Consider the following 26106-nt stretch of genomic DNA (forward strand, 5'->3'; position numbering starts at 1 on the left):
GTATCTATATTAAAACAAACTGTTTGATATACCCAGCCGTACAGACGGATGAAGGCAGATCATATCAATTAAAAAACTGATATGATAAACACATGTTTTTCTGTGGGATTAATATACTGGCTTGTTATGGTTGAACTTTACAAAATATTAACGCTGATCAGCGTATTAGCTTATTGGTTGATAATTGCCGGTATCACCACTCGAATTGTCTATAAACGACGCTCCATTGGTGTCTCCTTAGCTTGGATGATGCTTATCTATGTGGTTCCCATCATAGGTATTCTGCTTTATTTTATGGTTGGCGAGATGAATCTTGGCAAAAAGCGTGCTGTCAGAGCCAAAGAAATGTATGCACCCTATCGACAATGGTTTAGTCGACTTTTTACCATCCAGCAATATCGTCCCCATAATTTAAGTGATTACGCGGTGACCATAAGCCATTTATGCGAAAAACGTCTTGGGATCCCTACATTATCCAACAACCAACTCACACTTAAATCATCGACAGATGTTATTCTATCGACCCTAATCCAAGACATCCAACAAGCGCAGACCTCGATTCACATGGAGTTCTATATTTGGCATCCTGGTGGACTTGCAGATCATGTAGCTGAAGCACTTATTCAAGCTGCTCAGCGTGGAATTGTAGTAAGAATATTATTAGATGCTGCAGGAAGTAGAACATTTTTCAACAGCAAATGGCCAAAGCGGATGCGCTTAGCCGGAATCAATCTTATTTCCGCACTATCAGTCTCCCCTTTCCGGATGTTCTTCCGCCGCTTAGATTTACGGCTTCACCGTAAAATAGTCGTGATAGACAACCAAATCGGTTATACCGGTTCAATGAATCTTGTCGACCCCAAGATTTTTAACAAAAGCGCTGGTGTGGGTGAATGGATTGATGTCATGGTCAGGATCACTGGCTCCAGTGTGCCAGTGCTTAATTGCATTCTCGCCTGGGATTGGGAAACCGAAACAGACCAAAGAATGTTACCCGAACAGCCAAAGTGTCAACCGCATGAAGAAAAACCATCAGACATGATTCAAGTCATCCCTTCTGGGCCAGGTATGCCTGAAGATATGATCCAGCAAGTTTTATTACTCAGTATTTATCAAGCAAAACAAAGTATCACCATCACCAGCCCTTATTTTGTTCCCAGTGAAAACCTACTGTTTGCCTTGACTGCAGCGTCTTTGCGAGGTGTAGAGGTTAATTTAATCATACCCGACAAAAATGATTCACTGATGGTGGAATGGGCGAGTCGATCTTTCTTTGGTGAGTTACTTAATGCGGGGGTGAATATCCATCGTTTTCAGGGCGGGTTACTGCACACCAAGTCAGTAGTCATTGATCTGCACCATAGTCTCATTGGCACTGTTAACCTTGATATGCGCAGTTTGTGGCTTAACTTTGAGGTCACTCTATCTGTGGAAAATTTGGAATTTACGCAGTCACTCAGTGAAGTCCAACATCAATATATGGCCAACTCGATAAAAATGGATGCACGCGAGTGGCGTAAAAGACCGTTATTTAAACGATTAGTGGAGCAGTTTTTTTACTTATTCAGCCCCCTGCTTTAACGGTTAATGTAAAAAGTAATGCGGCTTAGCCAAAGCCGCTTAGCACTCAGCAATCCTAGTTGAATCAGTTACTACTTTGCACTAAATATTATGTCACCATAATAAGATTCCGTTTGTTTACCGCTATTATCGGTGTCGGTCATAATCGCTATAATATCTATATATTGATAGGCTTTACGGTTGGCTTTCTCACTGCCTTTGTCACCAAAAACTTCAATTAAGTCTTGGTATACATTACGTTTTTCTTGGTACCACTGACCCTTTTGTGCTCTCTTTCCGCGGACAGACATCATTTTAACACTTGAGCCTGCAAATGCGTTATCCCAAACCAAGCCTTTATCTTGATTACTCGACCAAACGTAGTTTAATGATTTGGTGTTCCACACCAGAAACCCACCATCAATAACGACATAAACTCGAGCCACAAAGTCGTCACCATTTTTACTTCGCTCGTTTAACTGCGGCAGCGTCTTTTCAACTAACCAACTCCAGTTTAGGTAGGGCGTGGATCTAAGGTCGATTTGCTGTTTTAACACTAACCCTGATGCGGCATTATGGCTGAGTGCTTTTAACGCCAAACGTCCTTTATATTCGCCTATGCTGTATATCGATTCACCAGAAAATATTTTCGGTTTCCAATTATCAATACCCTTCTCATTCAATAAGGTAAGATTGGTAGCTGCTGTCACAGGCAAACAGACCGTGATGCTAAAAAATAAAATAATCCATCGAAACATACCATCCACCTATTAGCTTACAAATGTAAATGAGGTCGAAATTTAAGGAATTTATTCGTTTCATCCAATATAAGACGGGTTCAATACTTTGAAAAAGGACGCCGTTTACTTGGGCTATCTGTCTTTAATTTTTCTCGAGTGACTCTTATTGGTATATATCTACACAATTAATCTTTTATGTGCTTTATCCATGATAAATTCTGCGAAATACAATGATGAACGCCATAATGATGAAAGCTATTACTAAAAACAATTATTGTGATGTCCGGACGTATTATTGAGAATTAACGTGTATTTGCTGTTAAACAATCCTATCAGCGGGATGATTCACTCCATCACCAGTAACCACATTGCCTAAATCAAATGAATTAACATCTTGTAAACAAGCTATGTTATAACCAAATTCAGTTGGGTTTGATCGTCGTTGATGATGAGTATAAATACCACAATGAGAACAGAAATAATGTTTCGCAGTATTTCTATTAAATTGATAAAGCTTTAACGCGTCATAACCTTTTACCACGCGGATCCCGTCTAAATTTACAGAACCAACAATCGCCCCTTTTCTACGACAAATTGAACAATCACAACGTCGTGGATTTTCGATGCCATTTGGCAAGGTGAGTTCAAGTTCAACAGCACCACAATGACATGTCGCTTTATGTTTCGGCTGAATGTCAGTATTTCCAACTCGCTTTATCATGAATAGATCCCTTTGCGATATCAATGCAAACATTTTGTCCTATTGAGTAAGACGTTAACTCAACAGAAGGTTGAAAACCACTAGTCTGATTCATACTAATGAGTACTAACATAATAAGACACAACAAAGCTGTAATTGATAAAGTAACAACAGCGATATTTCATTTTTTTGTTAATAATTATGTCAAACATTTATCATGATATTTTTACGTTTGTCATAGGCGCCGGAGGCTACAGATGGTATTGACTCATGATGTTTAACATCCCTAAGTAACTTCAATTAGAAAAACCGATTTTCAAATGTTCGTAATTTACTCACCTTGTGTTAATTTCATGATTACTTCATCTTCATGCTAAATTTATGCTTATAGGAATAAAATGAAAATATACATCCGCATAGGTATTCTAATCGCGACAAGCCTCACTGTTACAACAGCTGGTGCTGCGAAAATTAATAATGCCAATCAAAATCAAGTTGATCAAACACAACAAGACAATTCATTATTAAAGCTTGAAGATGTATTTTCCTTAGAATATTCATCTGGTATCAACATTAGTAACGATGGCAAAGAAGTCTTTTTTGTTCGTAATTACATGGACATCAATAGCGACAAAAAGCTGAGTAATATATGGAAAGTTAATCATAAAAAGCAACTTACTCCGGTTACCGATGGCCTCAATGTTGAGTATTCACCAACATTGTCACCTGACAATACTAAGCTAGCTTATATATCAACAGCGAGTGGAACAGCCCAAGTGCACATGAACTGGTTAAATACCGGTAAATCATCACAAATTAGTCATCTAGCTCAAACACCCAATAACCTGAGCTGGTCTCCTGACGGTACTCAACTGGCTTTCACCCTATTTGTACCCACTAAACCCAAGTCGGTCGTCACGCTTCCAGGGAAACCAGAAAAGGCTAATTGGGCCGAACCTGCGATTTACGTCGATGATATGTACTATCGTACGGATGGTGTGGGGGTGAATAAGTCTGGTAAGCATCAAATCTTTGTCATGTCTGCTGATGGCGGTGCACCGCGTCAACTAAGTTTTGGTCAACAAGATCACACCAGCAACCTAAGCTGGAGTAAAAATGGCCAACAGATTATCTACTCCTCGAACAATCGCGATGACAGCGATCTTGAATGGACTGACACCAATGTGTTCAGTATTGATATCAACACATTACACGTTAACCAATTAACTGACCGAACTGGGCCAGACACTTCCGCTAAAGTATCACCAGATGGGAAATTAATTGCTTATCTAGGATCAGATCAAAATAATAAAAACTACGAAAACACTGAGCTGTATGTCATGCAAATTGATGGTACCAATAAGCGTACCTTAACGGCAGATTTAGATCGCTCAGTAAATGACATAAAATGGGATAATAATAGTCAAAATATATACATAAGTTATAACGACAAGGGAGAAACCTATGTCGCCAAACAACCTTTAAATGGTAAACGGGTAATTGTTGCTAAAAACCTTGGTGGTCTTGCGTTTGGTCGACCGTACACAGGAAGCGACTTTGATGTTGCCAATGATGGTAGCATTGCTTTTACCTACTCAACACCGCAACGTCCTGCTGATGTAGCCATAACAAAAAACAATAAAACGACAGTACTCACCTCCTTAAATGAAGATGCTCTGGGCCATAAGACATTGGCTAACATTAAAGCAATTAACGTTTCATCGTCATTTGACCAAAGGAACATACAAGCATGGGTGGCTTATCCACCTGGTTTTGAACAAGCTAAAAAAGCAGGGAAAAAATACCCGCTAATTCTTGAAATTCATGGTGGCCCAGTTGCCAATTATGGCCCTCATTTCGCCGCTGAAATACAATTAATGGCAGCCAGTGGCTATGTTGTGGTTTATGCCAATCCAAGGGGCAGTGACAGTTATGGTAAAGAGTTTGCCCAAACTATTTATAATAATTATCCCAGCCAAGATTACGATGATTTGATGTCAGTTGTTGACACCGTAATTGCACAAGAACCCATCAATAACGATGAATTGTATGTAACAGGAGGTTCTGGCGGAGGGGTACTGACGGCATGGATAGTTGGACACACTGATCGTTTTAAAGCTGCTGTGGTCGCCAAACCTGTCATTAATTGGGTTAGTTTTACACTAACAACAGATATACATTCATTTGTGATTAAGAATTGGTTTGAAAAAATGCCTTGGGAAGACACTGCACATTACATGAAACTCTCCCCACTGAGTTACGTTGGTAATGTGACAACGCCGACAATGCTATTAACTGGTGAAGCCGACCTGAGGACACCAATAGCTGAAACCGAGCAGTTTTACCAAGCCTTAAAATTACAAAATATTGACACTGCAATGGTGAGGATCCCTGACTCTTTCCATGGCATCTATAAAAGACCGAGTAACTTAATGAGTAAAGTTGCCCATATCTTATGGTGGTTTGAACAACATCCATAAAAAAATGCATTTTAAAATAATAAAGGGATGCTAATTAGCATCCCTTTATGTTTATAACTCGTTGGTTAAAATATTTTACTTAACTTTCTCAGCCGCCAATACACTCGCCATTGATGGCACTATTGATACTGGGTCAAGACGCATTTGAAACCAGTTTAAGCGCCAATCTAGATGCGGCCCAGTAACACGTCCTGTTGCGCCAATTTCTGCAACTTTATCACCCTGTGCGACTTTATCTCCAACTTTTAAATACAGTTTACTCAAATGCAAAAACGTTGAGTTAACTCCATAGCCATGATCGATAATGACAGTGCCACCCGAATAAAACATATCGGGTTCTGCTAGGGTAATAACCCCATCAGCAGGAGCAACCACTACCGTACCCGTTGGACGCGCAACATCAACACCAAAATGGGGATTGCCTGGCACATCGTTATAAACACGTTGACTGCCATAAACACCTGAAATTCTGCCTGTTACAGGCCAAATAAACGATTGCATAAACGCCACTTGCTCGCTAAACAAACCTCGGGCGGTGCGAGTCTGTTTAGCATCTTTAACGGCTCTTGCTTGGGCGACCGGGTCGGGTTTCATGATTTTTTGGCTGATACCGGTTACCCGATCGATTTTGTAATGTCTTGCCGCTATTGTTAACGGCTTAATTTCAGTTAATCCGTCTGGATAAATGACTTTAAACACTTGTTCCGGTTTCGCGTCTCTATCAAAACCTATCGCAAACTGACCGTTTGGGGTGACTTTTACCGGTTGACCATTGAGCAAAATTTTACTGCCTGCTGGCACGCCTCCTCGCACTAAAGCCCCTTGCTCAAACTGACCTTGAAATGTCACCGCAGCGACTGCGCTTGCATTTAGACCGCATAAACTGACCACCAGCATTGCCGCTGTTGAGATTGATTTTAAAAGCGTATTGTTTAATAACATAATTGAAACGCATTCCTTGTTAATAACGACAAAAAATATAAAAAAAGGGCCACCTTAAGGCAGCCCATTAATAATACGTGATTAACCTCTTACCGCAATGGCCCCTTTGCCAATACCTTCATAAGCGATAACTTTAAAGTGACTTTTAGGCTCTTTACTCGCTAATGTTTTCGCCATGTATTCTGCTAATAGCTCTACTGTGGTGTCATGGGGAATTAAGTCGCAGCAATGCTTAGGCATTGCTAATTGAAAATCACCTTGAGGTGCAACATAATGGAAACCAAAATGAGTTTCGTCACTGATTTTAGTTTGCTTTGATAATTCAAGAGTATTAACAGGCACTAGGTCTTCTTCGGTGCCAAGGTAAATATCATTCCAACGCTCTGCCCAATATTGGTCCCATTTGGGTTCTGCGATGCCGTTTTCAAATATCGTTACTGGACTACGATGACCATGAGCAATACGTTGGCAATTACCGTCATGTTTACGTAATCCGTGGCTGTAGTGATAAAACGGGGTGTCGAGCACTTCACAGCGTAATGTCAGGCTGATGCCCTGAACATTTTCGGGTAATACTTCACGTAAGGCTTTTTTCAAAAAGTCATTCACACTTTCATAGTCAATCACTTCTGTTGGTATCAGCGCGAATGCTTGAGACGGACAGGCTAAATGTATATCACCTTTTTGACTGCTAAAATCCATCCACACTCGGTCGCCCTTTTGCTGCCAGCGCACTTCGCTACAAGCTGTAGGGATTAACAAGCGATGATCGGCAACGTCATCAATGGTGTTTTTGATGGTACGTTTCACTTTGGCAAAGTCGAGCACCATATTTTGCTCATCTAAACCGCCATCTAGTAGCACATCGACAATCCAGCTTTCACCTACCATGCCTCGAATTGGGCAAAGATAAGAAAAATCAATAACAGTTAAATCTTTTACAAACAGTTGCATTAAAGCTCCTAGGCAGAAAAACAGTCCACCTCAGTATAAATGTATTCCAATCAGCGCATGCCAGTGGAAGGTCTATCTTACGTGATCGATATTCGTACTATTATCAACTCTTCGTCTAATATTAATCTACTATTTTGAGCAAATAATCAAAGAGAATAAGTCATGCGTTAGCATTCATAATACCGAAATAAGACCACGTTGATACCATAAAGGCTATTAACAACATTCTAAACAAAAGCTAAGCTTTGAGCGAGCGAACATCATCAATAAATGTAATAAATCAATAATGTCGCTTAAATAGACCACAATGTAGATAATATATTGATTTACAAAAGACAACACCTACAAAAGGATGAGTGTTTTTATCGTTCATTTGGGGGGATTAGGTATTTACTTCCTAAACTCTTATGTTGATGGTTACGTGTTGCGTGTTGTATCTTGCGAGTAAATTATGACGGTTCTTGGGATCCGCCAATAAACATCACGATTAAGGCAATAGTGAAAAAAATCTGACAACACAGTAATAAAAATAATAGAAGTGACTGCATTACACTGCTCCTTGCTAACCTATGCTGTTAAAATCTATTGTGTATGCTGATATTAGCAATCTAATACGCAAAAATTGTGCAGATTCAAAGGAGTTTTCTATACTAATAATCAAGGGCCGTGATTCTTAATGGTCGGCTAAGAGAGCATGACTTTGGTCGCCAAAGCATTAAAAAAACGACCGTCTTAATCATATTCTACTAAGTTGAAGAATTACTCTACTTTATAACCCACTCCATAAATGGAGTGTAATAACTCTTTTTGTTTACTCGCTTGGGCTAATTTATGACGTAGATTTTTCACATGACTATCAATGGTACGTGAACTAACAATACGATCGTCAACATAACAAACCTGCATTAGACTATCCCGAGAATGCACGACTCCAGGTCTTTTCATCAAAGTGTGCAATAATCTAAATTCAACGGGTGTTAATTCAACGTCTTGCTGATCGACATGACATTTAAAGCGTTCAATATTTATCTGCAAGTGCTTATAACTAATCGATTGTTCACTTTGATTACCGTGAGTATTTTCAACTCTTCTTAAAATCGTTTTAACTCGAGCTACGACTTCCCGAGCTGAAAATGGTTTACAAACATAATCGTCAGCCCCAAGCTCTAAGCCCATTAAACGGTCTATTTCATCAACCCGTGCTGTAAGCATCAATACTGGCAGCATTGAAAATTGCCTTAATTCACGACAAATTGTTAAGCCATCTTTATAGGGCAGCATAAGGTCTAAAATCATAAAGTCGATTTGTTGAGATTTTATGGTTTCAATCACATCACGACCATCATGCTGTACTAAAGTATTAAAACCTTCAAGGGTTAAAAAATCGACCAAAATCTGGGCGATTTTGGGTTCGTCTTCCACCACTAATATGGTTAATGGTTGTTGATGAACATGTTCACTCATACTCACTCCCTATGCGTAGGTAATCGAACTTCAATACAAAGTCCACCCAATAATGATGGCTTAGCTTTAATGGTGCCATCATGGGCTTCAACAATGTTTTTACAGATGGTCAAACCAAGACCAGCCCCGCTACCTCGACGAGTACGAGCACTGTCTTGGCGATATAATGGTTCAAATAAATGTTCGCATTCTTCAACACTGGCACTGGGTTTTGTATCGTTGATAGTTAATATAATCGTTTTGGCTTGCTGCGATAATTGTACGTCAATTGTTCCTGGAGAGTCAGTGTAGGCCATAGTATTCATTAACAAATTAATAAATAATTGTTCAAGGCGATGCACATCAGCAGATAAATATAAGTCTGCCTTAATCTGACTTTGTATCATTAAGCCTTTATCTTGTGCACTAGCAGCAATGCTATTAAGCGTGCTTTGTAAAGATTCACTGACGTTAACTCGTTGAAAATGATAACGCAACCCGCCAACATCTGATAAGGATAATTCATACAAATCATCGACTAAGTGTTTCATCCGTAATACTTCTTGTTCAAGTGACATTAACTGAGTGTGATCAAAGCTTCTTATCCCTGCTTTAATGGCATCAATCTCCCCACATAAAATACTTAACGGCGTCCGTAATTCATGAGAAATATCTGCTAACCAACGATTTTTGGCACTGCGGTTTTTCGATAATGTCATTGCAAGATGATCAATATTAGCCATTAACTGGCCTAATTCATCGGCACGAGTTGGTGTAAGACGCTCATCATAATTACCTTGCGATAAATACGACACACCCAACATAACTTGTTTAACCGGAATAAGTAAAAACCGTGATAACCACCAAGCAATTGTACTGGCAAGCAGTAAACACAATAAACCAATCCACAAACTGGTCCAACGTTGTTGCTGAGAAAATGCCGTAGCCGATGATGATTCCACCTGTCGAATAGGTTTACTGTATAAATAACCCACGATGCGACTATCTAGTACCAAGGGTAAGCTTATACGGTCATCGGCATAATCAATGTCAGCCCCAGCTATAAACTGTAGATCTGCAGAATATAACCCAGTGGGTGGACCAGAATGTTGTGCATCAAGCGTTGGCCGTTGTCTAGGAGGGCCCAAACGAGACTCAGGTCCCATTGGGGGACGTTTATTGGCAGGCCTTGGTGGTCTATGTGCCCCATCATCTGGACGGTTATTTCTTGGAAACGGTGAATTTTGGGCAATGGTTTGTATTAATAACGTTTGATTAATCGATTGCCAGACCAATGTGGATTGTTGCTCTTTTTCAACTACGTTATCGATTTGTGAACCATTGCTCTCAGCATAGAGGGTTAATAAGTCATCAGATAAATGCTGTAAACGCTCTTGTTCTAAACCATTAATATAATCTAAAAACCCTTGGTCAAAACTCCACCTCGCTAATGATAACGTGGCAATAAGTACAATACTTGTGAGGCCAACAAAGGCCAAAAAGAGTTTTTGAGATATTTTCATAAAACACAGTATAACCAGCTATATAAACGCAAACTAGTCGCAAAAAAATAACTAATTCCAAACTCCTTAAAATCTGCACAATTACTTCACATTGTTGGGTTATATTGTGAAAAATTATATTGTAATACATTACCTAGCATAGGACTGTTATCATGACCCTTAACCCAATTAGTATTGGTATACTTACCCTTAGTTTATTCACATCAGCAGCTGTTTATGCCAATCCCCATGATGGCAAGCCACCTAAAGAAGCCATTGAAGCATGCGCTAATAGTGCAGAAAACGACCAAGTTAGCTTTGAAACTCCTCGAGGTGACACAATAGAGGCTACCTGTACGTTAATGGATGGCGAACTAGTTGCGGTACCCGCTGGTGGACCAGGCGAACGACCAGAAAAATCACGCAATTAATCTTTACATAAGCGAAGGTTAATCATCATTATGATAGCAATGTGATTAACGGCACAATAAATGTTGCATGGTTTGAACTGATCAGCAATTTCTTTCATAATGAAAAGCCAACACCAAGGAGCCGATATGCAAGTAAGCAGTGGTAACACCATGACGCAAATGTCATCAACTGAAAGTGCCCAAAGACCTCCTCGTCCAGACGGTCCACCTCCACCACCGCCAGGAAGTGTTCCTCCGGGGTTAGAGGATGCCGTTTCATCATTGACTGATGAAGAGCAGGAATCCACTACAGAGATGTTGGCTTCATTATCATCTGAGCAGCAAGACTCATTAAAAGCCATGTTAGATGAGTTAAAGCCAATGACTGATGGTTTGAGTGATGAAGATATTGGTAGCATCTTTTTTGAAGCACTGAGCAGTATTTATAATAGTGACAGCAGTGAAACTGCCAGCAATAGCTCGACGTCAATTCAAGTCGACACTTATGCTTAGTACGTCAGTATTTTTGTAATAAAAACAGCCAACGTTATGCGTTGGCTGTTTTATTCTGCCTTTTATAAGCTGAATATTATACTCACTATATTGTTTTGTTTTGCGTAAACACGGGTAAAAAGTCATTAAGTTCTTCCGGCAACCGTGGTTTACTAAACAAATACCCTTGTACCAAATCACAGCCATGGAGCCGCAGAAAATCTGCTTGTTCGGCTGTTTCTACGCCTTCGGCAATTATCTGTAAATTCAATGCATGCCCCAATGCAATCACTGCTTTTGCAATCGCAGTGTTATTAGGATCATGAGGGATATCCCGCACAAACGATTGGTCAATTTTTAACTTATCAATGGGTAATTTTTTAATATAATTGAGTGACGAATATCCGGTACCAAAGTCGTCAATACTCAAGGCTATCCCCATCGCCCCTAATAATTTTAAGTCACGAATAATTGCATCGGGATCTTGCATCATACAAGACTCTGTTACTTCTAACTCTAAATGTTTAGCGGGCAATCCTGTTTCTAATAAAATAGATCGTACTTTATCGACAAAATCATTTCTTTGCAGTTGTAAACTAGCGACATTGACGGAAATTCGTTCAAAATTTTTGCCTTGAGTTAACCATTCAACCCCTTGTATACAAGCTGTTTTTAATACCCATAAACCAATATCCCAAATTAAACCAATTTTCTCAGCTAATGGAATAAACTCCCCTGGAGGGATATTGCCTAAAACAGGATCTGACCAGCGAATTAACGCTTCAAATCCACAAGGCGTCAAATCAGACAATGTCAATTTTGGTTGATAAACTAAATAAAAATCTTCATTAACCAATGCTTGATGTAATGCTGTTTGCAGTTTTAATTGCACCACAGCTTGCTTAGTCATCGACTCCGTATAAAAGGCATAATTATTACGCCCATTTAATTTTGCACGATGCATCGCGGCATCAGCATTACGTAACAAGCAATCTTGATCATCACCATCACTTGGATAAATAGCAACCCCCATACTGGCGGTCAAGCGCACCGATTGAGAGTTATCAAGTATAAATGGCCGTTCAAACACACTACGAATACGGTCAACCGATAACGTTACCGAATCTGTCCCCATAATACTGGGTAACATCACAGCAAACTCGTCGCCGCTTAATCGGGAGAGAACATCAAAATCAGACAAGGCATAAGACAGACGCTTGGCAAGCTCAATTAAAATTTCATCGCCGATCATATGGCCTAAGCTGTCATTGATCTGTTTGAAAAAATCGATATCTAAAAAGATAATTGCCAACTGTTTTTTTGCTCGGTTAACATGATTAACTTCTTGTTCAAGTAACGACATAAACTGCATTCTATTGGGCAGTTGAGTCAGAGGATCAAAATAAGCAAGATTTTTTAGTTTTTCTTCATTTTGCTTTTGCGCTGAAATATCGGCAAATACCGCTACATAATATTGAATGAAATTGAGTTTATCGTATACGGCACTAATGGTAATCGATTGCGGAAAGATGGCACCATGCTTTCGCCTATTCCATATTTCACCATGCCACTTACCTTGAACAAGTAATGTGTTCCACATACGCTCAAAAAAACTCTTGGGATGACGCCCTGAATTGAGCATTCTAGGATTTTGTCCTATTACCTCTTCACGACTATAACAAGTGATATCTGTAAACGCCTGATTAATATCAGTTATATTCCCATCTCTATCAGTAATAACCACACCTTCAACTGCATTTTGAAATACATTGGCAGCTAAAACTAACTGCTCTTCTGCCTCTTTATGCTTGGCAATATTACGAGTCATACCGATAACACCGCTTAAATCACCTTGGGCATTACGGATCGGTGATTTAATGGTTTCAATCCACACCTTATTAAAATCGATATCGAATTCTTGGCATTCTGATACCACCACAGTTTTACCTGCATTAATCGCTAAGTTATCACCTTCAAGGAATTCATCTGCGGTACGCTGATCAAAAAGCTCAATATCGGTTTTACCGACAATTTGTTGTTTTGTTTTCTGCCACGCAATTTCAACACTTTTATTACAAACGACATATTGACCGAGAGTATCTTTAACCCAAATGTGTTCATCAAAAGCATCAATAAAAGATTGTAAATTAACATCTAGAAGCACTGAACCATTTGTATCTATATCTAAATCGTTTATATGATAACGAATGGCATTACTTAACATATTTGCTATGCGCGTTTGAATTTTTGTTAAAGGTTGAAGCAATGGAACTTGAGAAGATTCAATATTTTTAGCGCTAAAACTGATCACACCAATAATATTATCTTGGGACGAACGAAGAAGTTGATGAAATACGAGGGTATCTTGTTTTATTGATTTTTCAGAGTGATGTTGTGCAATATTAAAAAGTTGCAATAAACTCGCTTCATGCAGTAATTGGGTCTTTTTGTTTATACTGTGGCTTGTACAAATAGCTTCAAAACTATTTTCAGCTTTAAATTGGTAAAAAATGATAGCAAGATGAAACTCGACAGAAATATCATTGATTTCTAGCTGCCATTCTCTTAATTTTTCTTGAGAAATAGCTTTTTTCAACATACTACCTTCCTAGATTCGTGTTTATTGAGCAATATTCGATGCAGCAAATATTAAGCATTAGTATGTAAATTATATCAGAACCTATCCTATTAGTTGCATTTAAACAACTATCACATCAAAAATAACATCTTAAACCCACAATAAAAAGGAGCCAACAGGCTCCTTTAAATATCATTACTATTAAATAGATGGTAATAGACTGAATGTTAACTATTTTTCAATGCTGCTATGCGTTTTTCCAATGGTGGATGACTCATTAAGAGTTCTGTCATGGAGCGTTTTCCATTAATACCAAACGCTGACATTTGTGCAGGCATAGCACCAGATTCGGGACCTTGACGCAAACGCTCTAACGCAGCAATCATTTTACCTTTACCCACCAGACGTGCCGAGCCTTCATCAGCTTTATACTCTCGAATACGCGAAAAGTAAGCCACTATTATTGAGGCCAAAATACCAAACAACATATCCAGTACAAATACCACCGCCATATAGGCAAACATGCCTAAGCCTTCGCCTTCATCGTCGTTGCTGGCAACAAAATTGCTAATAATTCCGGCAACAACACGTGCAGCAAAAATAACAAAGGTATTCACCACGCCTTGAATTAAGGTTAAGGTTACCATGTCACCATTTGCCACATGGCTGATTTCATGGGCTAATACACCTTCTATTTCATCTTGAGTCATACCGTAGAGCAAACCAGAACTAACCGCAACTAAGGCATTGTTTTTACTTGGCCCAGTGGCAAATGCGTTCAACTCTGCAGACTGATAAATAGCCACTTCTGGCATCTTAATAGCCGACTTTTCAGCTAAACGAGCAACGGTTTCAACTAGCCAACGCTCGGTATGATCACGCGGTTGGGTAATAACCTCGCAACCCATGGTTTTTTTTGCCATCCATTTTGATATGGCCAAACTGATAAACGAGCCGCCAAAACCAAAAATGGCAGCAAATACTAACAGCCCACTCATTGTTGAAGTATTAACTCCAAGAATAGACATCACAATTGAGGCAACCAATAAGATGGCGAAGTTGGTTGCGATCAACAAAAATATACGCTTCATTTAAGCTCCTGTAAGGCAATATGCCGATTTTCCATTACTACTATAGAGACATAATATGTCAAAAAATTTAAGTTTCAAGTTTAGTTATATTAAAAATTATTTATAACTCTTATATCCGTATGTAAAACATACAGTTGAATATTTAACGAACAGGCCATAGCCACAGATGATTAAATAAAACTCTGCATACTCCGTAATTGATAACCCTGTGTCAGCAACGATTAATCTTTGATAAACTATAAAAAAATATAACCACAAAGGATTATTCATGGCCATCAATGCATTAATGTTAAGCGCTTCACGTGTCGGCGATTCAGCTTATTTAACCCATACTGTTGAGCTTATACGTCCATTAACTCAACCAGGGCAGCAATGGCTGTTTATTCCTTACGCTGGTGTCAGTATGAGTTACGATGAGTATTTAACTAAAGTACAAGCAGCTCTTGAACCACTTAACATAAACATCTCTAGCATTCATCAATTTGCCGATCCCAAACAAGCGATCCAAGATGCTGCAGGCATTTTAGTTGGTGGTGGCAATACATTTCAATTACTTAACGAACTTTATCGATACGACCTAATGCATTTAATCCGCGAACGAGTTGAGAATAGTATGCCATATGTGGGATGGAGCGCAGGTTCAAACATTACCGGTTCCAGTATTCGTACTACTAACGATATGCCCATTGTTGAGCCACCATCTTTTACCGCATTAGGTATACTACCATTTCAATTAAATCCTCATTACACTAATTACCAAATGCCGGGTCACAATGGTGAAACTCGTGCACAACGCTTATTAGAATTTACGATAGTCGATCCATTAACTCCGGTTATTGCAATCCAAGAAGGTAGTGCCTTATGGCGTAAAGGCGAGACACTGCAACTGATTGGCGATGAAACTGCTTACTTATTCCATGGTAAACAACAAGAAATAGAAATTGCCGGTAACAGCGATTTGTCAGACTACTTATAATTGTATTTCTGCTACACCCCACAATGAAGTGAATTGTCATGAGCACAAATAAACCCGTTGGACTTAGCAAATAAGTCCAACGGATTTATGTCCATTAGCTATTCACTATCGTATTGATTTCTCTCACTCGGGATATCGGTTAAATACTCGATAAACCCCACTTCAAACCCATTTGGGTCGATAAAATACCGACTTTTATATGCCGAATCTTCAGCCCCCATGATGGCAATATCAAAACCCACCAATGCTAACCTAGCAACTAATGCATCAATATTATCCACAACGTAAGCGAAATGTGCCAAACCCAATACATTACTTTTAAGATCACGCACCTCACCCGTACCGGAATCATTTAGCGATAAATAATGGTAATCGTCGCCAAAGTGAAGCCATTTCCGTGGCGTACCATGCCAAACAGACTCGCCACCCCCACGTACCTGCCAATGAGGAAATGCCGCCTGATAAAAAACTAATGATTCATCTAAGTCGTTCACAACTAGATTTAAATGTTCTAAGCGCATCTTCTAACTCCTTATTATTGATGTGACACAGCCTAATACCTAAAGTTAACTTGAGGTAAAGTATTATTTTTGTCAAAATGATAATAAATTCGGAGGCTTTATGTCAGTAGATACAGAACTAAGTGTTGGTCAAGTCGCCAAACGTTGTGGAATAAACATCTCTGCGATTCACTTTTATGAACAAAAAGGCCTGATCAACAGTTGGCGAAACCAAGGTAATCAGCGGCGCTACCCACGAGAAGTAATCCGACGGATCTCACTGATCAAAGCAGCTCAGCAATTAGGGATCTCACTCGATGAAATACTCCTCGCCTTTAGCAGCCTGCCAAATAGCAGAACAGCCACTAAACAAGATTGGGCTGATTTATCTAATCTTTGGAAGCAAACCCTGACTCAGCGGATTGCCAAAATGCAAAAATTAAACGATTTATTAGAAGGCTGTATCGGTTGTGGTTGTTTATCCATGCAAAATTGCCCACTGTACAATCCCGATGATATTCTTGAAGAACAAGGCCCCGGTCCGGTACTGTTAAATAAAACATAAAAAAGCCTAGCTTCAAAAGAAACTAGGCGTCCGCAAAAAATCGTAAATAGGGGAGATAAATTATTGGGTTAGAAATATGGCTTAAATGATAATTAACACTTAAGCCGCTAAGTTTATAAAACTAACAATAACAGTCTAACTAAGCGTATTGGTTGTGGTGATATCAATTTTACGAGGTTTCATTGCCTCTGGGATTTCACGCACTAAATCAATATTCAATAGCCCGTGTTCTAATTCAGCACCGATTACTCGTACATGATCCGCTAATTGAAAAGTGCGTTCAAACCCACGCTCTGCAATGCCTTGATGAAGGTATTTCCGCTCATCACTATTAGGTGATTTATTACCTTTAACTAACAGGTTGTCGCCTTCACTCATAATATCTAATTCTGACATTGCAAAACCTGCAACAGCCATAGTGATGCGATAACGATTCTCACCTAAAAGCTCAATATTATAAGGAGGATAACCACTGTTTGTATTACTTGCAGCGGCATGTTCCGCAAGTTGTGCTAAACGATCAAAGCCGATTGCACTGCGGTAGAGAGGGGTTAAATCTGGAGAAATATTAAAATTACGCATGTTCATATCCTTGTCTAAAGCAATATGTAGAAAAGACCACTTTATATATCTAGTGGTGTAATGTTTTTCACAGTCCTTCCGGCACCGTGGTAGCAAGTTTACTGAAACCTCAATCGAGCATTTCGTTAATCATTCCTGCTACAAAATTAGATATATGGACCGTCTGTAATATATCAAGTGTTGCCAGTAAATTATTTATCTAGTTATTATTGCGCGTTAATCATCATGAATAAAATCAATAGTCAAATAATCGTTAATTTCTAGTACCATGGATTAATATTGATTTCACACTGATGACTTTTGTCACTGGTAATTTTGTTTTAAACCGTCACAATAATAGACAATAAATAAAGATAAATAAGGACACATTATGAACCCAGCAACAATGGTATTATTAATCCCTATATTGGCAATTTTAGGCAGCTTTATTGTTAGTATAATGAAGCTGAAGCAACGACAATCGCATACGACTGCAGAACAAGAAACTAACAATAAAGCACTCCACGATGAAATTAACGCCCTGCGTCAACGAATTGAAGTACTTGAACGTGTTGTTACCGAAGATGCTTATGACCTAAAGCAAAAAATTAATAACGCTTAATCAAATGACCGACATAACAAAGCCACCGTATTGGTGGCTTTGTTGTTTAAAAAACGCTGTTAGACATTAAACTTATTAAAGACTACTGACTAACGGCAATTGAGCGACGAAACAGTGCAAGACTGCAAACAAAAAAGATAACCCCTAATCCAATGATATTGAGTAACTCTGGCCACACAATACTAATATCGGCACCGCGAAACACAACTGCCTGAGAAAAAGCCATGAAGTGACGCGAAGGGAAAATCCATGTAAACGGTTGAATGATGTCTGGTTGGCTCTCAATCGGAGTGATCCCCCCGAGAGTAACATCATGGGTATTATGACAATCATCAAAAGAAGTGCAAACTGTGCCATAGTACGGGCAATGGTACCGAGAAAAATCCCAATAGATGCAGCTGCAAATAAGTAGATGGTCGTGCCGCCAAGTAATAACCATCGAGACCCAGCAATGGGTACATCTAATACGGTTTCGACCATGAAGAACAGTGACAAGGAAAATGCAACCAACACTATCAATCCGTTAGCCCATACCTTTGACATGATAATTTGAAACGAAGTCAATGGCATCACAAGTAAGTGCTCAATGGTGCCATGCTCACGTTCACGTAATAATGCTGCGCCAGTCAGTATAATAGCCAATAAGGTTACATTATCGAGCAGAGCACCGATTGAGCTAAACCACGTCATTGTTCCATTAGGGTTAAACGCCCGCCGCTGGACTAATGTCACTGGATAAGTTGTCGTTTCGTTAGAGCGATTAACAAAAAAGTTAACCTCCTTGGTTATGATGCTTTGAATATAACTGTTACCTAAGCTCGCTTGAGTCACAGCGGTAGCATCTACATCTATCTGTACACTAGGTAGGCGCCCATTACGTACGTCAGCTTCAAACCTAGGTGGAATAGTAACCACAAACATAAAGCGATCTTGATCCATTACTTGGTCAACCTCAGTAGACGAAATTTGCTCGGCTAAATTGAAATAAGGCGGATAGAAAGCGTTGGCAATGTTGCGAGAAAGCATTGAGTGGTCTTCATCAACTATGGCAATAGACGCATTATTAACTGACTCGCTGATGGCTGTTGACCGCGAATAAATCTGAGCGCTGAAGAGGAAAACGATAAGCACTACCATTACCCCGTCACCTAGAACGCTACGTAACTCTTTAGTACCGAGCCAGAAGATGTTACTCCAAGTTTTCATCAATTAAGCCTCCTGTTTTTTCAAACATACTGCAGCTAACACGACAAAGATAGGGCCGTAAATCGATAACATCATTAGGTCGCCTGTTAGGGCAAAGAAACTCAATCCTTTAGTAAATGCAGCAACACTCAAATGCATGTAATAGGTAGCAGGCCACATCATACCGATAATATATCCACCTCCTTCCAACGTTGATGTTGGCTGAACCAGTCCAGAGAAAAGCGCGGTTGGCAATAGTGACACTATCGTGGTGGCAAAAACGGCGGTAACCTGAGTTTTGGTCAGCGCTGAAACAACTAGACCAATACCTGTTGAAGCGCAAACGTAAAAAAATGCTCCTACGGTGAGGCCAAGTAGACTTCCTTTCAACGGTACTTGTAACAAAAAAACCACCAAGAAAGTCAAAATAAAAAAGTTAATCATACCAATACCGATATAAGGGATTTGCTTACCAATCAGGTATTCAAATTTATTGGTTGGCGTAACATAAAAGTTGGTAATTGTGCCGACCTCTTTCTCACGAGAAATACTCACGGCCATCAAAATGGCAGGAAAGAAAAGCAACAGCAAAGCGGGCGTTTTAGGCCCAATGGAATAAATACTCTCAAAAGAGGGGTTATAACGATAACGTGATTGGAGATCGACTTTATACAAAGCACTTGCATCAATACCAGCATCTGTCGCTAATTGTGTAAGATACCGAATATAACCGCCGGTAACATATCCCTCGATTGTGCCGGCTCTGGTAGTATTAGCGCCATCAATCCATGCAGAAATACTGGGTATCTCGCCTTTTTTTAAATCATGGCCAAAACCTGCGGGAATTTCTATCGCTAGGGTTATATCATTAGACTGAAGACGCCTTTCGAGTTCATCCTTGCTTTGTAACGCTGGCCTTTCGATAAAATAATGTGATCCTTGAAAGTTACTTATATACTGGCGACTCTCAGGTGTATGGTCAAAATCAAGCACCGCAAAAGTAAGATCCTCGATATCTAAAGATATACCATAAGCAATAACAATCAATAAAATAACACTGCCAAAAAAAGCAAAAGCCAAGCGTATCTTGTCACGCATTACCGCCATCATTTCAAGATAACTGTATGCCAACAACCTAGATAAACTAAAACCATGCTGCTTTACTTTAGTTGGCTGTGAATCAGTTAACCTTGATGATTCTCCAACTTGCATAGAATCCAAAACGGTAGGTTCTTCAGTAGTTGTTCCAATCGCTTCTTCCAGATAACTGATGAATGCCTCTTCGAGTGAGGCTGCACCTTTGGCCTCTACTAGATGTTGCGGTTCATCATAAACAAGTACTTCACCAGCATGCATCAGCGAAATACGATCACAACGCAAAGCTTCATTCATAAAATGGGTAGAAATAAATATGGTCACTTTATCTCGACGTGATAACTCAACAAGTAGCTCCCAAAACTCATCGCGGGCGACGGGGTCTACACCTGAAGTAGGTTCGTCAAGAATGAGCATTTCGGGCTCGTGAATAACCGCAACAGCAAGTGAAAGACGCTGACGGATACCAAGTGGTAACGATGAAGCAAGCTCATCCATTTGATTGCGCAGCCCAAAACGGTCAACCAGTGTATTTATACGTTCTGTTGTCTTTGATGGTGAGAGATGAAACAAGCGGGCATGCAAGGTTAAGTTTTGTGAAACAGTTAATTCACCATATAGCGAAAAAGCTTGTGACATAAATCCGACACGCTTGCGCATTTCCAGATCGTTCGCATCTACAAGCTTACCGAATAAGAAAGCCTGACCTTCAGATGCAGGCAAAAGACCTGTTAGCATTTTCATCGTAGTGGTCTTGCCACAACCGTTAGAGCCAAGAAAACCAAAAATCTCGCCAGCTTGAATTTCAAAGCTAACGTTGTTGACTGCTGTAAAATCCCCGAAACGTCGCGTTAACCCCTTTGCAATAATAGCTGGTGATGCTTCCGTTTTGTTAAAAGGTGGGATGACAAGCTCTTTACCACTTCCCCGTTTTTCTTCAGGAAGCAGCCGCACAAACGTTTGTTCTAAATTTTTGGAGTTTGTTTTGATTTTTAGTTCCGCTGGAGTACCCGTATCGAGAACATGTCCAGCATCCATGGCAACCAGCCAATCAAACTCTTCGGCTTCGTCCATGTAAGCAGTAGAGACAATCACGCTCATGGTTGGCCTTTCACTACGGATCGCTTTGATTAATTGCCAAAATTGTCGTCTAGATAACGGGTCTACGCCCGTTGTTGGTTCATCCAATATCAATAGATCAGGATCATGAATAAGCGAACAGCAGAGCCCAAGCTTTTGTTTCATGCCACCAGATAACTTACCTGCTGGCCTTGATAGGAAAGCATTAAGTCCCGTTGCTTTAGTCAAGCGATCGATACGCGTTTTACGCTCAGAAGATCCTTGACCAAATAACTTGCCAAAAAAATCTAAGTTTTCGGCGACACTCAGCTCGCTATAAAGGTTCTTACCCAGACCTTGGGGCATATACGCAATACGAGGGCCAACTTCGGAGCGATGACGGGCCGAGGACATATCACCACCAAGCACCTCAAGGCTACCATGCTGCAATTTCCGAACCCCCGAAATAAGTGCTAGCAACGTCGACTTACCAACACCATCGGGACCGAGCAGGCCAACCATCATCCCAGAAGGAATGGTCAGTGACACATCTTCGATAGCATTCACTTTCTTATAGGTATGTGAAACACCCTTAATGCAGACGATAGGATAATCTTGTTGGTCCATGGTACTGCACCCACATTAGTTATTATTGACTGAGAGGGGTTCGGCTTCCGGTGGTAATTTCTGAAGAAAGTCCGGCCACGGAGCAGGATTTTCTCCGGATTTAGTTGTCAGACGAATGTAAGCTACTCCACGCACCCCAGTCTTTACATCATCAATATGGCTCTTCACTAAATCTTGTGGGATACGCACCTTGACGCGAAACATAAGCTTTTCACGTTCACTGAGAGTTTCAACCTGTTTTGGTGTAAATTGGGATTCGGGTGACACAAAACTGACTGATGCCGGAATAGCGAAATCTAAGATATCCAGTTTAATTCGAGCCTCAGCACCGATGGCAATATTATTAGCCTGGGCTGACGGTAAAAAGACTTCCATATACACATCGGCAAGGTTCACTACAGTCAGAACTTTACCACCACTCCCTAGGACTTCTCCGGGTTCGGCAAGTCGATAAATAACTCTACCAATAACAGGTGATTTGAGAACGCAATCGTCGATTTGAGTCTGGATCTCTGTAGTACTAGCTCTTACAGCGTCAACCATACGTTCTCGGTACACAAGTCCTGCTTTGGCGGCCACTAAGGCTGCTTTGGCAACGGCAACCTGACTTACACGAGTATCATAGGTTTCTTTGCTGATGTGATTATTTTTTATCAGTTCCTGTGCGCGATACAACTCTTGTTCAGCCAATACCAGTTCAGCCTTTGCCTGCTCTATGGCTGCCAAAGCTGATGCAACTTGGCTTTCAGCGCTGGCGACGTTTGCCTCTGCACCGATTAGCTGAGCTCGCAATTGATCAGTATTGATTTTAGCGACAACCTGTTCAGTTTGAACAAGGTCTCCCTCTTTCGCTAAAATGGTATCGACTCGCCCAGCTATTTTAGTTGATATATCAACCTCTACAGCTTCAATTCTTCCGTTACCGGAGGCGAATCCAGCAGCCAATGGTTGTACTTGAAAATATTGCCATAGAGCCCAACATGCAGCGATGACAATTACTAAAAGGCCACCATATATTGCTTTCTTCATAGTGTTATTCATTGTCTAAAAATCCTTCTTTCTGTAACAATAACCATTGTTTCAAAGCCGGAAACCAACTGCGCGTCGTCTTCAGCTAAAAGTATTCAATATCTTCCACTATTTTGTATCAACCATCTTCATTATATACCTATTAAATTACTAGGAAATGACGATATTGAACCGTTGAACAATTAAATAATCGGCCAAGAAAGCCTAGATATGCAAAAATCTGTTATACATAAAATGAGGAGAGATAACAATGCGCTGTAATTGAGCAATCACCAATCAAAACGGAAAAACCATCCGGTGCGAGATTGTAAAACTGTCATCCTCACAGATAAATCCAGATATAATTTGTCGATGTTTTTATTTTACTCGCAATATCTGCAATTGATAATAATTTTACTCAGTAGCTAGCTTTAATCAAACCTAACACTACTAAAACAGTAAATAAGATCATAAATCCAACTAAATTTTGTAACAACGAGTTCAGTTAAACTTTGATATAGATCTCATTATTAGCTTAAAGCGATCAAGTAACTAGAATTAACAGTAACCGTCTAGCGAACTACACCTAGCATCGATGTTCTGATTGTCTAAAAATACCTGCTCAATGACAAATGTGGAGCAGGTGATGAAGACATATAGAACAAAAACGCAGTGGCAACAACTCCTTCAGCTACGTACCACATTTAGTGGTACTAATATTGAATTCTGCCAACACCATAATGTCGCGATTACGACTTATTATAAACAACGTGCTTTACAGGCTGAGAACCAGCAAAACCCAACCTTACCAAAGCCAAGCCTCAGCCCTACATCATCGCGCTTTATTCAGGGAAAACAAACCACCACAGAAGTCTGCGCACAAACTCATCAAAATCCTTTACAGTTTGATACGCGTACCGGCCAACTCATATTTCCTCCTGATTTAGCAACGACCGACATCGTTACCATTATTAAAGGGCTAATGGCATGAAGATGTTTGTTGATGTGCCCACTGTTTATTTATGTGCCGATGTGGTCGATTTTCGAAAATCGATTAATGGGTCAGCGGCTTTGGTGGAAGCAGACCTTGAATTACCTGTGCTCAGTGGTGCGCTATTTGTGTTTTGTAATAAAGGCCGTGACAAACTCAAATTGCTTTACTGGGATAACACCGGCTTTCCGTTGTGGTATAAGCGATTAGATAAGCATAAGTTCAAATGGCCTAAACTCATGTCACCCACCATGACCTTAAGCGAGCAACAGTTACACTGGTTATTAGCGGGTTATGATGTGATTGGTCACAGCAAAATTGATGTTGCAGGTAAGCAAGTCTTGTAATATTTGCGATCGATTGATGATCATCAAAAGACGCTCAGTTAGTACTGAAAAGCCGTTATTAATGCCTTAAGATAGGCATTATGAATAATGTACTCGCCCTTCAACAGCGTATCGCTGAGCTGGAAAAACTGCTCGAAAATGAGCGGCAATTATCTTTACAAAAAGATGCACAAATCGGAGCCTTGGAAGAGCGCTGGCGTTTAGCTCAACAAAAACAATTCGGCAAAAGTGCTGAAGGCTTTGTGGGGCAAGGCGAGTTATTCAATGAAGTGGAAGAGATTGTTGAAAAAGTTAACGCTGAGCAACAATCCATTAGTTATACCCGTAAAAAGCCTGTGCGTAAGCCGCTGCCAAAAGACTTACCTCGTGAGCAAGTTATCCACGACATTAATGATAAAACCTGTGATTGTTGTGGCGGTGAGCTACATAGAATGGGTGAAGATAAGTCAGAAAAGCTTGAGTTTATTCCCGCTCAAATCAAAGTGATTGAGCACATTAGGCCTAAATACGCCTGCCGCCACTGTGATAAAGCCTCGACTCACACCCCGATTAAACAAGCCTCAATGCCAGCCATGCCCATCAACAAAGGCATTGCAACAAGCAGTTTGCTCAGTCAGCTTATCACCAGTAAATACCAATATGGGTTACCGCTTTATCACCAGGAAGCGATGTTTAAGCAATACGGTATTGAGCTCAGTCGCCAGACCATGAGCAGCTGGATAGACAAATCCGCCACACTCTTCGCGACATTAGTTGAACGGCTAAAAGCCGAGCTATTAAAGCAACCCACGTTGTTTGCCGATGAAACTCCCTTAAAAGTGGTGAAATCCGATAAAGTGAACAGCTACATATGGGTGTATTGTTCAGGTCGAGATTCACCTGACCCGAATAATCCTATCCCTAATATCGTGCTTTACGACTTCCACAATAGTCGCGCGGCCACGTGCGTGGTCAATTATCTTGATGGATATCAAGGGTATTTACACGTGGATGGTTATCAAGCCTATGCCAAAACACAGGCAACCTTAATCGGCTGTTGGGCTCATGCTCGTCGTAAATTTATCGAGGCGAAAAAGCTGCAAGGCAAAAACAAAACCGGCAAAGCGGATGTGGTACTGAGCCTAATCCAAAAACTGTACGGTGTTGAATCACGCATCGAAGATAAAAGTACAGATGAAAAATACGCGGCCAGACAAGAATACAGTCTATCCATCCTCAATAAGCTAAAAAATTGGCTTGAGCAGAATCAGCCAAATTTAGTGGGTAACAGCAAGCTCATCGAAGCAACCAACTACCTGGCCAATCAATGGCACAAGCTCATACGGTATGTCGATGATGGTCGACTCAGTATTGATAACAATAAAGCAGAACGCGCGGTAAAACCGTTTGTGATTGGCCGAAAGAATTGGTTGTTTAGCCAAACGGCTAACGGTGCACATGCCAGTGCCACCCTTTACAGTATTGTGGAAACCGCCAAAATAAATGGTCTAATCCCATTTGATTACATCATGGTTTGCCTTGATGAACTGTGTAAACCAGAACCCAATATCGATAGCTTGTTACCCTGGAATTTTAAACAGTAGGTGTGGTTCGCTAGACGGTTACCCCTCATTTCAACGATGAACAGACGTAAAAAAGCCCGCTACATAATAGCGGGCTGTTTCACGACTCTTGCAAG

23 protein-coding genes are annotated in these 26106 nt (G+C 40.2%); 10 read left to right on the forward strand and 13 right to left on the reverse strand.

The window, feature by feature from the left end:
- Positions 1–126 precede the first annotated feature (126 nt).
- A complete protein-coding gene (gene cls / locus FCN25_RS01090) occupies positions 127–1581 on the forward strand; it encodes a cardiolipin synthase (protein ID WP_137221190.1) in 1455 nt (484 codons plus the stop codon).
- A gap of 71 nt (positions 1582–1652) precedes the next feature.
- Here cls and FCN25_RS01095 read toward each other — a convergent pair whose 3' ends face one another.
- On the reverse strand, positions 1653–2318 hold the full coding sequence (locus FCN25_RS01095) for a DUF3047 domain-containing protein (protein ID WP_137221192.1): 666 nt from the start codon (positions 2316–2318) through the stop codon (positions 1653–1655).
- Between the two features lie 301 nt (positions 2319–2619).
- Positions 2620–3021 carry a GFA family protein gene (locus tag FCN25_RS01100; protein ID WP_137221194.1) on the reverse strand — a complete coding sequence of 134 codons (402 nt, stop codon included), beginning with the start codon at positions 3019–3021 and terminating at the stop codon, positions 2620–2622.
- A 377-nt stretch (positions 3022–3398) separates the two neighbouring features.
- On the opposite strand from FCN25_RS01100, the gene FCN25_RS01105 reads away from it, so the two are divergent.
- The gene (locus tag FCN25_RS01105; RefSeq protein ID WP_137221196.1) at positions 3399–5480 is read left to right on the forward strand and encodes a S9 family peptidase; all 2082 of its coding nucleotides are present in this window, start codon (positions 3399–3401) and stop codon (positions 5478–5480) included.
- A gap of 75 nt (positions 5481–5555) precedes the next feature.
- Here the strand turns inward: FCN25_RS01105 and FCN25_RS01110 are convergent, their stop codons facing one another.
- From FCN25_RS01110 to FCN25_RS01125, 4 genes are all read right to left on the reverse strand, one after another.
- The gene (locus FCN25_RS01110; protein ID WP_254693801.1) at positions 5556–6377 is read right to left on the reverse strand and encodes a M23 family metallopeptidase; all 822 of its coding nucleotides are present in this window, start codon (positions 6375–6377) and stop codon (positions 5556–5558) included.
- A 126-nt stretch (positions 6378–6503) separates the two neighbouring features.
- Positions 6504–7376 carry a 6-carboxytetrahydropterin synthase gene (locus tag FCN25_RS01115; RefSeq protein WP_137221200.1) on the reverse strand — a complete coding sequence of 291 codons (873 nt, stop codon included), beginning with the start codon at positions 7374–7376 and terminating at the stop codon, positions 6504–6506.
- Positions 7377–8135: 759 nt separating this feature from the next.
- Positions 8136–8840, reverse strand: coding sequence for a response regulator (locus tag FCN25_RS01120; RefSeq protein ID WP_137221202.1), 705 nt, complete (start codon positions 8838–8840; stop codon positions 8136–8138).
- Positions 8841–8842: 2 nt separating this feature from the next.
- Positions 8843–10342 (reverse strand): ATP-binding protein, encoded by a 1500-nt coding sequence (locus FCN25_RS01125; protein ID WP_137221203.1) that lies wholly within the window; start codon positions 10340–10342, stop codon positions 8843–8845.
- A 152-nt stretch (positions 10343–10494) separates the two neighbouring features.
- On the opposite strand from FCN25_RS01125, the gene FCN25_RS01130 reads away from it, so the two are divergent.
- Positions 10495–10752 (forward strand): hypothetical protein, encoded by a 258-nt coding sequence (locus tag FCN25_RS01130; RefSeq protein WP_137221205.1) that lies wholly within the window; start codon positions 10495–10497, stop codon positions 10750–10752.
- A 126-nt stretch (positions 10753–10878) separates the two neighbouring features.
- A complete protein-coding gene (locus tag FCN25_RS01135) occupies positions 10879–11244 on the forward strand; it encodes a hypothetical protein (protein ID WP_137221207.1) in 366 nt (121 codons plus the stop codon).
- A gap of 85 nt (positions 11245–11329) precedes the next feature.
- Here FCN25_RS01135 and FCN25_RS01140 read toward each other — a convergent pair whose 3' ends face one another.
- Complete coding sequence (locus tag FCN25_RS01140) at positions 11330–13822, reverse strand: bifunctional diguanylate cyclase/phosphodiesterase (protein WP_137221210.1); 2493 nt, start codon at positions 13820–13822, stop codon at positions 11330–11332.
- A 206-nt stretch (positions 13823–14028) separates the two neighbouring features.
- Positions 14029–14892, reverse strand: coding sequence for a protease HtpX (gene htpX / locus FCN25_RS01145; protein WP_137221212.1), 864 nt, complete (start codon positions 14890–14892; stop codon positions 14029–14031).
- A 268-nt stretch (positions 14893–15160) separates the two neighbouring features.
- On the opposite strand from htpX, the gene pepE reads away from it, so the two are divergent.
- Positions 15161–15868, forward strand: a complete 708-nt coding sequence (pepE, locus tag FCN25_RS01150; protein ID WP_137221214.1) for a dipeptidase PepE — start codon at positions 15161–15163, stop codon at positions 15866–15868.
- Positions 15869–15966: 98 nt separating this feature from the next.
- On the opposite strand, the gene FCN25_RS01155 is transcribed toward pepE, so the two are convergent.
- Positions 15967–16389 carry a VOC family protein gene (locus FCN25_RS01155; protein WP_137221216.1) on the reverse strand — a complete coding sequence of 141 codons (423 nt, stop codon included), beginning with the start codon at positions 16387–16389 and terminating at the stop codon, positions 15967–15969.
- A 100-nt stretch (positions 16390–16489) separates the two neighbouring features.
- Between FCN25_RS01155 and soxR the strand changes: the two genes are divergently transcribed.
- The gene (gene soxR, locus FCN25_RS01160) at positions 16490–16933 is read left to right on the forward strand and encodes a redox-sensitive transcriptional activator SoxR (RefSeq protein ID WP_137221218.1); all 444 of its coding nucleotides are present in this window, start codon (positions 16490–16492) and stop codon (positions 16931–16933) included.
- Positions 16934–17068: 135 nt separating this feature from the next.
- Here the strand turns inward: soxR and FCN25_RS01165 are convergent, their stop codons facing one another.
- Complete coding sequence (locus FCN25_RS01165; RefSeq protein WP_137221220.1) at positions 17069–17515, reverse strand: Hsp20 family protein; 447 nt, start codon at positions 17513–17515, stop codon at positions 17069–17071.
- Positions 17516–17885: 370 nt separating this feature from the next.
- Here FCN25_RS01165 and FCN25_RS01170 point away from each other — a divergent pair, with 370 nt between their 5' ends.
- A complete protein-coding gene (locus FCN25_RS01170; RefSeq protein ID WP_137221222.1) occupies positions 17886–18116 on the forward strand; it encodes a phage shock protein B in 231 nt (76 codons plus the stop codon).
- Positions 18117–18260: 144 nt separating this feature from the next.
- On the opposite strand, the gene FCN25_RS01175 is transcribed toward FCN25_RS01170, so the two are convergent.
- From FCN25_RS01175 to FCN25_RS01185, 3 genes are read right to left on the reverse strand one after another with little or no spacing between them, the layout of a single operon-like run.
- On the reverse strand, positions 18261–19322 hold the full coding sequence (locus FCN25_RS01175) for an ABC transporter permease (RefSeq protein ID WP_254693702.1): 1062 nt from the start codon (positions 19320–19322) through the stop codon (positions 18261–18263).
- A gap of 3 nt (positions 19323–19325) precedes the next feature.
- A complete protein-coding gene (rbbA, locus tag FCN25_RS01180; protein ID WP_137221224.1) occupies positions 19326–22082 on the reverse strand; it encodes a ribosome-associated ATPase/putative transporter RbbA in 2757 nt (918 codons plus the stop codon).
- Positions 22083–22097: 15 nt separating this feature from the next.
- Positions 22098–23123 carry an HlyD family secretion protein gene (locus FCN25_RS01185; protein ID WP_137221226.1) on the reverse strand — a complete coding sequence of 342 codons (1026 nt, stop codon included), beginning with the start codon at positions 23121–23123 and terminating at the stop codon, positions 22098–22100.
- Between the two features lie 613 nt (positions 23124–23736).
- On the opposite strand from FCN25_RS01185, the gene FCN25_RS01190 reads away from it, so the two are divergent.
- From FCN25_RS01190 to FCN25_RS01200, 3 genes are all read left to right on the forward strand, one after another.
- Entirely contained in the window at positions 23737–24081 is a 345-nt protein-coding gene (locus tag FCN25_RS01190; RefSeq protein WP_137221228.1) for an IS66 family insertion sequence element accessory protein TnpB, read from the forward strand.
- Positions 24078–24428 (forward strand): IS66 family insertion sequence element accessory protein TnpB, encoded by a 351-nt coding sequence (tnpB, locus tag FCN25_RS01195; protein ID WP_137221230.1) that lies wholly within the window; start codon positions 24078–24080, stop codon positions 24426–24428. Before FCN25_RS01190 ends, tnpB begins: the two co-directional genes overlap by 4 nt.
- A gap of 80 nt (positions 24429–24508) precedes the next feature.
- On the forward strand, positions 24509–26011 hold the full coding sequence (locus FCN25_RS01200) for an IS66 family transposase (protein WP_137221232.1): 1503 nt from the start codon (positions 24509–24511) through the stop codon (positions 26009–26011).
- Positions 26012–26106 lie beyond the last annotated feature (95 nt).

It is taken from the genome of Shewanella sp. MEBiC00475, assembly GCF_005234075.1.
In the GTDB taxonomy this organism is placed as follows: Bacteria; Pseudomonadota; Gammaproteobacteria; order Enterobacterales; family Shewanellaceae; genus Shewanella; species Shewanella polaris.